At 61.7% G+C, this 12,767-nt stretch carries 8 protein-coding genes and 1 pseudogene; 3 read left to right on the forward strand and 6 right to left on the reverse strand.

Annotation, left to right across the window (positions count from 1 at the left end):
- Positions 1 to 18: 18 nt before the first annotated feature.
- The 6 genes from MRY75_RS06520 to MRY75_RS06545 form a co-directional block, all read right to left on the reverse strand.
- Positions 19 to 1,356 carry a sigma-54 dependent transcriptional regulator gene (locus tag MRY75_RS06520; protein WP_292306334.1) on the reverse strand — a complete coding sequence of 446 codons (1,338 nt, stop codon included), beginning with the start codon at positions 1,354 to 1,356 and terminating at the stop codon, positions 19 to 21.
- Positions 1,349 to 3,103 carry a cache domain-containing protein gene (locus MRY75_RS06525; RefSeq protein ID WP_292306335.1) on the reverse strand — a complete coding sequence of 585 codons (1,755 nt, stop codon included), beginning with the start codon at positions 3,101 to 3,103 and terminating at the stop codon, positions 1,349 to 1,351. Before MRY75_RS06525 ends, MRY75_RS06520 begins: the two co-directional genes overlap by 8 nt.
- 52 nt (positions 3,104 to 3,155) lie before the next feature.
- Positions 3,156 to 6,326 carry an efflux RND transporter permease subunit gene (locus MRY75_RS06530; RefSeq protein WP_292306336.1) on the reverse strand — a complete coding sequence of 1,057 codons (3,171 nt, stop codon included), beginning with the start codon at positions 6,324 to 6,326 and terminating at the stop codon, positions 3,156 to 3,158.
- Positions 6,327 to 6,329: 3 nt separating this feature from the next.
- Positions 6,330 to 7,454, reverse strand: coding sequence for an efflux RND transporter periplasmic adaptor subunit (locus MRY75_RS06535; protein ID WP_292306337.1), 1,125 nt, complete (start codon positions 7,452 to 7,454; stop codon positions 6,330 to 6,332).
- Between the two features lie 121 nt (positions 7,455 to 7,575).
- On the reverse strand, positions 7,576 to 8,478 hold the full coding sequence (locus MRY75_RS06540) for an alpha/beta hydrolase (protein WP_292306338.1): 903 nt from the start codon (positions 8,476 to 8,478) through the stop codon (positions 7,576 to 7,578).
- Positions 8,479 to 8,496: 18 nt separating this feature from the next.
- Complete coding sequence (locus tag MRY75_RS06545) at positions 8,497 to 9,573, reverse strand: tartrate dehydrogenase (RefSeq protein WP_292306343.1); 1,077 nt, start codon at positions 9,571 to 9,573, stop codon at positions 8,497 to 8,499.
- A 125-nt stretch (positions 9,574 to 9,698) separates the two neighbouring features.
- On the opposite strand from MRY75_RS06545, the gene MRY75_RS06550 reads away from it, so the two are divergent.
- From MRY75_RS06550 to MRY75_RS06560, 3 genes and pseudogenes are all read left to right on the forward strand, one after another.
- Positions 9,699 to 10,610, forward strand: a complete 912-nt coding sequence (locus MRY75_RS06550; RefSeq protein WP_292306339.1) for a LysR family transcriptional regulator — start codon at positions 9,699 to 9,701, stop codon at positions 10,608 to 10,610.
- 180 nt (positions 10,611 to 10,790) lie between these two features.
- A complete protein-coding gene (locus MRY75_RS06555; protein WP_292306340.1) occupies positions 10,791 to 11,774 on the forward strand; it encodes a TAXI family TRAP transporter solute-binding subunit in 984 nt (327 codons plus the stop codon).
- Between the two features lie 152 nt (positions 11,775 to 11,926).
- Positions 11,927 to 12,767 (forward strand): annotated as a pseudogene (locus tag MRY75_RS06560) (TRAP transporter permease); the annotation flags it as partial.

The following is a 12,767-nucleotide window of genomic DNA, read 5'->3' on the forward strand; positions in this document are numbered from 1 at the left end:
TTGCGGAAATCCGCAGGCTCAGTCCAGCAGCTTGGATTTCTCCAGTCCGAGCTTCACGATCTTGTCGTTCAGCGTGCGCCTTCCGATGCCCAGCGCCTCGGCCACCGCGTCCATCCTGCCCCCATGGTTCGAGATCGCCTGAGAGATCAACGTCTTCTCGAACCGCGCCACCGCCTCGCGCAGGGTTGCAGGCACATCGTCGATCAGGTCGTCGGTGCGCAGGGCCTCGGCCACCGATCCGCCGCCGCGCCGTGCGGCCAGAACGCGCCGCTCGGCCACATGCCGCAGCTCGCGGACATTGCCGGGCCATGGATGCGCCAGAAGCGCTGCGGCATCTTCCGCCGTCATCTCGATCGGGCTGATCTCGTAGGTTTCACAGAACTGCTCGACGAAGTGCTCGTAGAGCAGAACGATATCGTCACCCCGGTCGATCAATCGCGGCAGGCGCAGTTCGAACGTGTTGAGCCGATAGAGAAAGTCCGCCCGGAACCGCCCGGCGTCGACCATCGGGGCAAGGTCTTCGTTCGTGGCCGCAACAATGCGCACATCGGTCTGAACGTCCTGATCGGTGCCAACAGGTTGGATCACCCCGGTTTCCAACGCACGCAAAAGCTTGATCTGAACCGCAATCGGACAGGCCGCCACCTCGTCCAGGAACAAAGTCCCGCCATCGGCCCTGCGGAAACACCCGAGGAGTGTATCGGCTGTCCCGAACATCTGTTCTTCTACGCGGTCTGGTGCCAGGGATGCACAATTGAGTGCCACGAATTCCTTGTCGCGGCGCGGCCCCAGCCGATGCAGCGCCCGCGCGACCAGTTCCTTGCCCGTCCCGGTTTCCCCGGTAATCAGGACCGGCGCATCGGAAAGCGCAAGATCAACCGCCTCCGCCTTCAACTCGGCGACGCGCAGATCGCTTCCCAGCAGCACGCGGTCGAGACCGGACAACGACACCAACTGTTCGCGCATCCGCTTGGTCATGTCCGACAGGCGATGCTGCTCGGCGGCATGTTTGAGAACGGTCAGGAGCCTGCGCGGTTCGAACGGTTTTTCAAGGAACGAATATGCGCCCTTCTGGATCGCATCCACAGCCATAGGGATGTCTCCATGAGCCGAAATCAGCACCAGCGGCGGCGTCGGACGCTTGAGCATTTCGTCCAGCAATTCCAAACCTGACATCCCCGGCATCCTGACGTCGGACAGGACGACATCCGGCACCGTTGTCTCAAGACGCGACAAGGCAAGCTGTGCATTGCCGACTGCGTCGACCGACCAGTCGGACCGTTCAAGAAGCACCGCAAGCGACTGCCGCATCTCGGTGTCGTCGTCGACGATGAGGGCACGGAACTGGTCAGGCATCGGTCAGCCCCATCTTGGGAAGGGCGATCACGAACATGGCGCCCCGGTCGATATTGTTCTTGGCATGAAAGCTTCCGCCCATTTCGTTGATGATCTGCCCCGAAATGGCAAGACCAAGACCCATGCCCTTGCCCGAAGGCTTGGTGCTGAAGAACGGTTTGCTGAGATCCTCGATGCTCAGATCACCCAAACCATGCCCATTGTCGGCGACAGTCAGAACGACCCGTTCCGCCTCTTCCCGCATCGACAGAGCGACCCGCGCATCGGCGATGCCCTGTGTTGCGTCGATGCCATTGCGCAAGAGGTTCACGATCACCTGTTCGAACCGTTCAGGGCGGCCGCGCACTGTCAGCGGCGCTTCGGGCAGGTCGATCTCCAATCGCGTTCCTGCGTCCCGCGCGGTGTGCTGCACAAGCTGAACCGCTGCCTGCACGGTATCCTGCACCGGAAACACCGTCGCCCCGGTCGCAGAGGTCCGCCCGAACAGCCGCAATTGATCGACAATTCTCTGCATCCGGTCGAGCAGCCCCGAAAGCTGCGGCCAGAGCGCATTGGGTTCCGCATTCGCCGCGATCTCCTCGGCCACAAGATAGTTGCGCATCGCGGAAATCGGCTGACCCAGCTCATGAGTGATCGACGCCGACAATTGCCCCAGAGCCGCCAATTGCTCTTTCTGCGCCAATTCGCTGCGCGCGGATTCGAGCTTCTTCTCCGCGATCCGCCGCTCCTCGATCTCGCGGGTCAGACGCTGCCGGTCGGCGTTGGAAATCGCCAGCGCACTGCGCAGCTGAGCCGCGCGATAGACCGCTGCCGCAACCGTCAGCAGCAGCAGCGTCATCAAGCCACCCGCGACATACAGCAGGGCCTGACGCCGCGAATTGCGCACTTCGGACAGCAGGTGCAGCGACCAATCCTCTTCCTCCAGATACGCCTTGGTCCAGACATACGCCGTCCCGTTCAGACGGGCGCGACGATCGCTTTCGGGAACCCAGTCCAAAGGAAACAGGGTTTCGTCCCCAAATTGCTGCTGCTCTTCCAATGTGCGGCGATTGCCCTCTGACAAGGGCGACATGTACCCATAGATCAGGTCAGGATCGGAACTGGCCAGAACCACACCCTGCCCGTCCGCCACAAGCACCAACTCGCCATTGCCGGAAAGGGCCCGGCTCAGATCGTTGAAGCCGATCTTGACGGTGACAACACCGTGGATCGTGCCCGCCGCATCGCGCACCGGTTCCGCGATGAAATACCCCGGTCGCCCTGTCGTCACACCAACTGCGTAGAACCGTCCGGCCCCACCTGCGACGGCGTCACGGAAATAGGGGCGGAACGTGTAGTAATTGCCGACAAGGCTGTCTGGGTCCCTGTAATTAGAGGACGCAACCGTCTTGCCGTTGAGATCGAGCACATAAACGAATTCTGCCCCAGCGCGGGCGGCAATGTCGGCCAGGATCGGGTTGAGATCTTCGGGATTGCCGGAAACCAGCGCGTCCAGCGTGCTTTCGTCGATGGACAGGACATAGGGCAGATGCTCCAGCCGCGTCAGCGCATCGTCGATGGACGACGCAAAAAACTGAGCGCGTTCGGGCGTCTGCGCGGCTTCGGTGCGCAGGAAATAGGCAGTCAGAGCGAGGTAGCTGCCGAAAGCCACAATGAACATCCCGAACACCGCAGCCGCAAGATAGACGCCCCGACGCGGGGTCGGCTCACCCTGAATGGCCATCAGTGTGTTGGGCGTATCAGTCATCCCCTGCTCTATAACCGAGGATGACCGGGCAAGTCAGCGATAAACCACCTTGCTACTCTGCCGCGACGGGTTCGGGCCCGGCATCCGCCTCGACGGGACGCGCCGACAGCACGAGACGCAGCAGCGGCGGCACGGTGAGAAGCGTCAGGAAGGCCGACATAGCAAGCCCGCCCACCACGACCGCCCCCAATCCGCGATACAGCTCGGACCCGGCACCGGGGAAAAGCACAAGTGGCAGCATCCCGCAGACCGATGTGAGCGTCGACATGAAGATCGGCCGAATCCGGTTGCGCGTCGCCTCTTCGATCGCATCGACCGGAGACATGCCCTCTTCGCGCAGATGATAGAGCGACTGGTGCACGATCAGGATCGCATTGTTCACCACGATCCCGACAAGGATCACGAATCCCAGAAGCGTCAGCATGTCGAGCGGCTGTGTGCCCACCATGTTGAGGACAGCCAACCCGCCGACACCTCCAGCCGCGGCAACCGGAACAGAGATCATCACCACCAGCGGAAGCACGAAGGATTCGAACAACACCGCCATGACAAGAAAGACGATCACCATCGCTACGGCGAGGTTGATCTGGATGGCGTTCCACGTCTGGGACAATTGGTCGGCGGTCCCCGAAACCGACATGCGCACTCCGGGCGGCAGACCTTGTTCCTCAAGTGCCGCGATCACCTCTGTCTCAAGCAGGTCCACCGCCGCTTCCAGAGGCAGCGCATCCGATGGCCGCACCTCGAGCGTGATGGTCCGCAAACGTTCAAGGTGCCGGATCTCGGTTGGTCCAGCGGTCACACGCACTTCGGCCAGTTCCGAGACAGGAACGATCCGGCCCGTCGGTGTGACCACCGGGAAGCTGCCCACATCCTGCGTGCGAAGGCCGCTCAGGATTGTGGTGTCACCCTTGAGCGTCAGGTCCAGCCGCCGGTTGCCGACATTGATTTCAGCGACGCGCAAACCGTCGTTGAACGCATCCACTGTTGCTGCAAGGTCCTGCGTCGTTAGCCCGGCATCTGCCAGACGCACCCGGTCGGGGATCAACCGCACCTCTGGCGCGCCAAGTTCAAGACCCGGAATCGGCCGGAACTGGTGGCCTTCCGACCGCGGCAAAAGCTGCCCGATGGTGCCCGCCGCCTGACCTGCGACGCGCAGGATGTCTTCGAGTTCATCGCCCGAGATGTTCAATTCGATGGTCCGGCCACCGCCGACGCCCCGCCCGAACAGAGAAGGCTGCGTCATGAACCCGAATGTCCCCGGCTCGGCAAAGATCGGCTGGGACAGGATCGGGATCACGTCTGCAACACGGGTTCCGTCCACGGCGGCGGCTCCGACAAAGCTGTTGCCGGGGGTCGCAACGAAAAAGAAGGACTCGAGCGCCGGTTGCCCCTCTGCGGTTTCCGCGGCGGGTGCAGCGTCCCACATGGGCTGAGCCACCGATTCAATCCGCTGCGCGATGGTTTCCGTGGTTTCGAGGTTGTATCCTGGCGGCGGGATGATCAAACCGAACACCAGATTACGGTTTCCCTCCGGCAGGTATTCCAGCTTGGGCAAAAAGGTCCACGCTGCGACGGCCGCTCCGGTCCCGATGGCGGCCACCATAACGAGGCCCGCCGTACGGTAGCGCACCGTGAACCGGACGTATTTCATCGTCAGCCAGGTGAAGGCGCGCCCAAAATGGTCAATGCCGGGCAGCCCCAGTTTCTTGGTCTCGCCCCCCTTCAGCAACCGACTGGACAGAGCCGGGATCACCGTGACCGCCACGACAAGTGACAAGAGCACCGAGACAGAGATCGCCACCGCGATGTCGCGGAACAACTGACCTGCTTCCAGCTGCATCACGAGGATCGGGATGAACACCATCACCGTGGTCAGCGCAGAAACGAGGATCGCGCCCCAGACCTGTTTCGCCCCGACATAGGCAGCCTCGCGCCGGGATTTTCCCTCTTCCCGCAATCGGAAGATGTTCTCCAGAACCACGATGGCCGCATCCACGATCATGCCCACCGCGAAGGCGATGCCGGCGAGCGAGATCACGTTGAGCGTCCGCCCGGTGACGGCCATTGCGACAAAGGTGGCCACGATGGACACCGGGATCGCCATGCTGATGACCAGGGTCGCCCGTGGACTGCGCAGGAAGATCAGCAGGACCGCGGCGGCGAGAAGCCCGCCGATCCAGATGTTCTGGGTAACAAGGTCGATGGCCCCTTCGATGTAGATGGTTTCGTCATAGACCTGTTCCAGCGTCAGGCCATTGGCAGACACCGGCCCCGCTTCGAGCTCGGCGATGACGGCCTTGACCTCTTCCATCGTGGAAATGACGTTTGCACCCTGTTCACGCACGATGTTGAAAGCCAGCGCCGGTTCGCCCCGGAAGCGCAGACGCGCGGTGTTTTCCTTGTAGGCAAAGCTCACATCCGCCACATCGCCCACACGCACCCGGCCCAGCGCACCGTTCGTGCCAAGGCTCTGGCTGCGCAGCACGACGCTGTTGATCGCGTCGATGGTGTTCAGATTGCCATCGGCGCGCACGGTATAGCGGCGCTTGCCCTCTTCCACGTCTCCTGCAGAAATGCTGATATTCTCGGCGCGCAATCGCTGCACAACGGCGGGAATGGTCAGGCCAAGACGGGCGAGCTCCTCGGGACGGATGACGATCTGCAACTCTCTGGAAACGCCGCCAAAGACGTTGACGGTCGACACACCGTTCACGCGCTCCAGCCGTTCTTTCACGACATCTTCGACAAAATCGCCATAGGTCGGCAGCGGGCGTGTGTTGCCCTCCTGCGCCCGCACCATGACCCAGGCAATCGGACTGTCATCGGCCCCGGATGTGTTCAGCGTCGGTTCACCCGCCTCGCTCGGGTAGCCACCGACGCGATCCAGACGGTTGGACACAAGCAACAGGATGTCACCCATGTCAGACCCGATGGCGAATTCGAGCGTCACCGACGCCTGCCCTGTGCGGGCGCGGCTGGTCATGATCTCGAGCCCTTCAAGCCCGCGGAACGCATCTTCCTGCGGGTTTATGATCTCGCGTTCGATTTCGGCAGGCGCCGCTCCCGGCCAGTTGGTTTCGACCACAACCACCGGCTTGCGAACGTCCGGTGCGAGCTGCACCGGAATGCGGCTCAGGGCAAGCGCGCCAAAAAGGACGGCCATGATCACCACGGCCATCACGGCGATGGGTCGTTCGATGGAAGCGCGGATCAGGTCCATGGATCAGCCATTGCTCCCGGTTGCGGCAGCCCCTTGGGGCGGGCCGGAAGGCGCGATGTCCTGACCCGGACGCAGGCGCTCATTCCCGCGCACGACCACCTCGTCGCCTTCCGACAGCCCCGACAAAACTTCGAAGGAATTGTTGAGTGCCGCGCCGATCTCGACTGTGCGGGGCATCGCCTTGCCCTCTTCGTTGACAAACACGCTCCAGCCCCCCTGCGCCTGCACAAGTGCATCCTTGGGCACCACCAGCACCTCGCGTTCGGCACTGACCGGTACGTCGAGCGTCACGGTCTGCCCGACTGCAATCACCACGTCCGTATCCTGCACCTCGAACCGGACAGGACGGGTCCGTGTCGCCGAGAATTCCGTCGGCAGGATGGCGCGCAACATCAGGGTCACGGTATCGCCGATATCGGTTGTTGCCGTCACCGGTTGATCCATCCGCAGGGCCGAGACATAGCGCGCAGGTACGTTCGCTTCGATCTCGAGCGCGCTGGTGTCGATCAGTGTCGCAACCTGGCTGCCGGAGGCGATGAATTGGCCGACTTCCGTCGCGACGTCGAGCACAACGGCATCGAACGGCGCACGGACAACCGCGTTGTCGAGACGATAGCGGGCTTGTTCGACAGCATTGCGGGACGCCTGTATACGGGCGAGCGCCTCTTGCTGTGCACCGCGTGCCTCGGCAAAGTCACTGGCCCGTTCTTCGAGTTGTGCTTCGGCAATTGTCGAGTTCTGCCGCAAGGTTTCGGCACGGCGGAACGCCTTTTCGGCCCGGTCGAGCCGCGCTTCGGACACGGAAATCCCGGCTTCGGCAATCGCGATCTGCGCTTCCGCCTGCGCCAATTCGATCTGCAGCAATTCGGTGTCGAGCCGCGCAAGGATATCGCCCGCCGACACAACGTCTCCGATGCGGATCGGTACATCCTGCGCCACACCGCCAACGCGCGCAGCCACCGCACTTTCCCGACCAGCCACAACCTCGCCGAACACGGCAACGGTTTCCGCCATGGTGCTGGTGGTCACAACTGCCGTGGTCACGCCGGCCGGACGGCCTTGCGCCGTGGCAAGGGCGGGCAGCGTGATGATCAGGCAGATGAGGGCGTACCGGGCAAGACCGAGCATGGCGCCATTCCTTTTCGCTTTTGCAGCATGTGACGAAGCTAGCGCATATTCCCGGAAAGACAGGCTCTCAAGATCGCTTGGCACCCAAGAATGCCGGATTCACCGGAAAAGTGGTAAAATTTCAGGCAGATGACCTGTCAGCCAGGAAGCCCAGCACCGCCTGAAGGAGAGCATCTGGGGCTTCCTCTGGGATCGCGTGTCCACAGGGTAGGGCCAGCCCCTGTACTGAAATCGCTTTGTCCTGCCATGTCGCGGTGACGTCATACAGCTGTCCGACGACGCCTTTGTCGCCCCAGATCGCCAGAAGCGGCGCGATGATGCGCTGCTCCTGATCCGCGCGGTCATGGTCGAGGTCGATGCTCGCTGACGCCCGGTAATCCTCACAGATCGCATGAATGGTGGCGGGATCGCGGTAACTTCGGAGGTATTCGGCCATTACGTCTTCGGACACCGCGCCTGCCGTCTTGACCTGACCGCTGATGTGGCGCCGCAGGAAATATTCCGGGTCCTGTCCGATCATCCGTTCGGGCAAATCCTCGGGTTGGATCAGGAAGAACCACCAGAAATACCGGGTGGCAAATTCCTGATTGGTGCGCTCGTACATCGTCAGTGTCGGCGCGATGTCGAGCAGGACCAATCGGTCCACCGCCTCCGGATGATCCAGCGCCATCCGATGCGCGACGCGCCCGCCGCGATCATGACCCACCACAGCGAAACGCTCGTGGCCGAGTGCGCGCATCAGTGCGACCTGATCTTTGGCCATCTCGCGCTTGGAGTAGGCGTGATGAGGCGCGCGACTGGGCACCTTGTCGCTGTCTCCATAGCCGCGCAGGTCCGAGGCCACGACCGAGTATCCCGCTTTCACCAGATCAGAGGCGATCTTGCGCCAGACGACATGGGTCTGCGGATGACCATGCAGCAGAAGGACCGAAGGCCCATTCCCGGCGCGCGCATGGTGAATGTGCACGCCGTTCACCTTAATTCGGTCGAGGACAAATCCGTCAAGGAAGGGTGACACACTCATGCCACGCCCTGCCCTCGGTCAGACATTGTCGCCCCGGATCGCTTCGCACACCGCGTCCGTCACGTCCTTTGTGGTTGCGGTCCCGCCAACATCCGGAGTCAGGATGCCGTCCGCGCAGACCTTTTCCACCGCGCGCATCAGGCGGGCCGAGGCCTCTGACTCACCCAGATGATCAAGCATCTGACTGGCGGTCCACAAGGTTGCCACCGGGTTCGCGATACCTTTTCCGGTGATGTCGAAGGCCGACCCGTGGATGGGTTCGAACATCGATGGAAAGCGTCTTTCGGGGTCGATATTGGCGGTAGGTGCCACACCGAGCGATCCGGCAAGCGCACCGGCCAGATCCGACAGGATATCGGCATGCAGATTGGTGGCAACAATCGTGTCCAGCGATTTCGGGTTCTTGACCATGCGGACGGTCATGGCATCGACCAGCATCTTGTCCCAGGTCACGTCCGGGAATTCCTGCGCAACTTCGGCGGCGATCTCGTCCCACATCACCATACCAAAGCGCTGCGCGTTGGACTTCGTAACCACAGTGAGGAACTTGCGCGGACGGGACTGCGCCAGTTTGAAGGCATAGCGCATGATGCGGGTGACGCCGACGCGGGTGAAGATGGACACCTCGGTGCCCACTTCCTCGGGCATTCCGCGATGTGCGCGACCGCCATGACCGGAATACTCGCCTTCCGAGTTTTCGCGAACTATGACCCAGTCGAGATCGCCCACCTCCACGCCGCGCAGGGGCGACGTCACACCGGGGATGATCTTGGTCGGACGCACATTGGCGTATTGGTCGAAGCCTTGGCAAATCGGCAGACGCAATCCCCAGAGCGTAATGTGGTCAGGGACATCCGGCGCGCCGACGGCCCCGAAATAGATGGCATCAAAGGGCTTGAGCTGGTCAAGTCCGTCCTCCGGCATCATGACACCGGTCTTCTTGTAGTAGTCGGACCCCCAGTCGAATGTCGTGACGTCAAAGCGCACATCGCCCGCGCGCTGCGCCAGAACTGACAGCACTTCGCTGCCTGCGTCGATCACCTCTGGCCCGATGCCATCGGCAGGAATGGCAGCAATCTTGTAGGTCCGCATCATTGTCTCCTGATTGGTGATCCGGGTGCGCATCGTCGCTTCCCGAACCTTCGGCGCGACAATCGCAACTTGACCCACCCAACACAACGCGCCAGAGATCATATAAAAAAATGAAATAATGGTGTCACATGGAATTGCGACAACTCCGGTGCCTGATCGCGGTTGCGGACACGCTTCATTTCGGGCGTGCCGCGCAGAATCTGAACATGCTTCCCGCGTCGCTTGGACGTCACATCAAGCTGCTGGAGGAAAGCCTCGGCACCCGACTGCTTGTCAGAACCACGCGCAGTGTCTCCCTGACAGAGCCAGGCCGGAGTTTTGTCGAGGCGGCTCGGGATCTCGTCGAACAGGCGGATCGTCTCGAGGCGACATTCCGCGAGAACCGCCAGGAGCAGGCGTCGATCCTGCGGATCGGCGCCATCGACAGCGCGGCCGCCGGGCTGATGCCGCAATTGCTGCCCCATTTCCGCGAACTGCACCCCGAAATCGATGTCGAATTGCTTGAACAAAAAACAATCCGGCTGCTCCCTCGATTGCTCTCCGGGCGTCTGGATATCGCGATTGTTCGTCCTCCCGATCTTCGGGATCCACGGCTGGTCTATCACCACCTGTTCTATGAAACCGCCGTGGTGGCCGTCCCGGAATCGCATCCGCTGGCCAGCCGCTCGTCGGTGACGGTGCAGGACATGGCGGATGCCCCCCTGATCGTGCCAGAGCGCAATTCGCGGCCGCACAGCCATGACCTGACCATGAAACTCTTTCTCGAAGCGGGTCTGACCGCCCGCGTTGCACAGATTGCAGAAGAGAAGCAGACCATTGTCAGCCTGGTCAGCACCGGCATCGGACTGGCCATTGTTCCAAGATGGGCGTCCCGGCTTGCGGTGGGCGGTGTGACCTTTGTTTCGCTAGATCTGCCCGAGTCGTCGCGGAACCGGCTGGCCCTGTCGGCCGTCTGCGTGCGTGATGCGCGACACCCTGCGCGAGATGCATTTCTCGAGGTGCTGCGGAACCAGTTGTCCGCCCTCTCGCGAACCGCCTGAGCCTTGGATGGCACCGATTATTCAAAAAATTTGAATAAATTATGCAACCCAAGGTACAGTCTTTTACCTTGAATTGATGATTTCCTTGCCTGTAGCGTTATCTCATGCGTCGCGGGTCGGTCCGCTATGGGACGCGGTGTGAACATCGCGCTCGACGAACGCACACAGTGGAGGAAAACAATGAAATTTACTGCTTTGACAGGGACCCTCGTGGTCGCTGCCTTTTCGGCAAGCATGTCCGTCGCTCAGGATCGCACGGGCTGGCCTGAAAGCTTTACCGTCGGCACCGGGTCTCAGGGCGGCACCTATTTCGGTTATGGCTCAGGTTGGGCCGGCATCGTTGCAGAAGAGCTTGGCATCTCCGGCGGCGCCGAAGTGACCGGTGGGCCGATGCAGAACATGGCGCTGGTGCATACGGGCGATCTTCCTTTCGGCATGACCACGATGGGACCAGCCGCTGAATCCATCGCAGGATCGAACCCGATCGCGCCCGGCCTGCCGATGACAAACGCCTGCGCGATGTTCCCGATGTACCAGACCCCGTTCTCGGTGACGGCGCTTGCTTCGTCCGGAATCACCTCGATCTCGGACATTCCGGATGGCGCGCGCATTGGCTTTGGCCCTGCCGGCTCCACCTCCGACACCTATTTCCCGCGCATGATGGAAGAGCTGGGCGTGAATTTCGAGCGCCGCAACGGCGGCTGGTCCGACCTTGGCGGTCAGCTGCAGGACGGTCTTCTGGACGTGATCGCCTTTGCGGCCGGTGTTCCGGTTCCGGCGGTGTCGCAGCTTGAAGTTCAGACCGAGATCAACATCATCGAATTCACCGAGGAAGAGCAGGCCCAGATCACTGCAGCCTTCCCTGTCGCGAATTTCGATATCTCGGCGGATGCGTATACAACTCTGACTGAACCGGCGCGCTCCGTGTCGATGTGGAACTTCGCCATCGCGAATTGCGACCTGCCGGAAAGCTTTGTGTATGAAGTGGTAAACGCCGTCATGTCCGACAACGAGCGGATGGTGAACACCCACCGTGCCGCGACATCCACGCTGCCGGAATTCTGGGATCGCAACACCGTCATGAAGTGGCATCCGGGCGCGGCACGCTGGTTCACCGAAAACGCGGGAGCCGAGATCGCTGCGGACATGATCCACGGCGGGTGATCTTTCGGGGTCTGCGAAGAATCCGCCTGTGAGCCTTCGCAAAAACCACACAATCGGAACCGCGCCCGTCCTGCGGGCGCGGTTTTGTTTCAACAAGGGTGTTACAACGGTATCGTTCAGAATGCCGAGGCCATCATCCGGGGGAGAACACGATGACCGAGTCCAGAACCGCGCCGGACCAGGAACCGATTGACGAACCGATCCTTGCCGAGGGCGTGGATGAAGAACCGATCGAGAGCAACCGACGCCTGTTTTCCGGGCGCGCCTATCTGGTGATGGCCGCGCTGTCGACGATCTACGCCGCCTTTCACATGATCGCCCTCAATGGGGTGTCCATTTCGGACTGGACCGGGATCGAGGTTCCGCTGCTGCCGCAATTTCCGCTTGAGACGTGGAATTTCCGTATCGTTCACATCTCGGGCGCCCTGGCCCTGGGGTTCCTTCTGTTCTCGGCGCACACCTTTGCCGACGATGATGCACCTCACAAGGAAACCCGTCTGATCTCGCTGGTCGCCCTTGTCCTGATCCTGCCGGCCCTGGTCGCAGGCTTTACAGCGGTCGGATATCACCAGCTGATTGCATCCGGTACATTGCCGGAAATGGGTGGGCTCACCACGTGGGCCGCCTTCCCCGGAACAGAGATTTACGCCAGTGAGGTCTGGTGGTTCGGAACACCCCTCCTGGTCGCTACGTTCGGCGCCATCGTCACCGGCTGGTTCGAACGGCGGGGACGAGAGCTGTTTGCAGCCTCGGACGTCGTACTGGCGATCTGTGGCATCGTCATCGCGATCTATCTGATTGCCATCTATGGCACCGCGGCACGCAATTCGGTGGGAACGCCCTTCGTGCCCATCGGCGTCGCTTTCGCTGCGACGGCCGGGTCTGCGATGATCCTCGAACTGACGCGCCGGGTGGCGGGTCTTGCTCTCGTCATCATCACTGGCGTGTTCCTTGTCTACACTTTCGTGGCGCATCTTCTGCCCGGTATCCTCG

Origin of the sequence: Marivita sp. (assembly GCF_022763305.1) — a bacterium.
Taxonomy (GTDB): domain Bacteria; phylum Pseudomonadota; class Alphaproteobacteria; order Rhodobacterales; family Rhodobacteraceae; genus Marivita.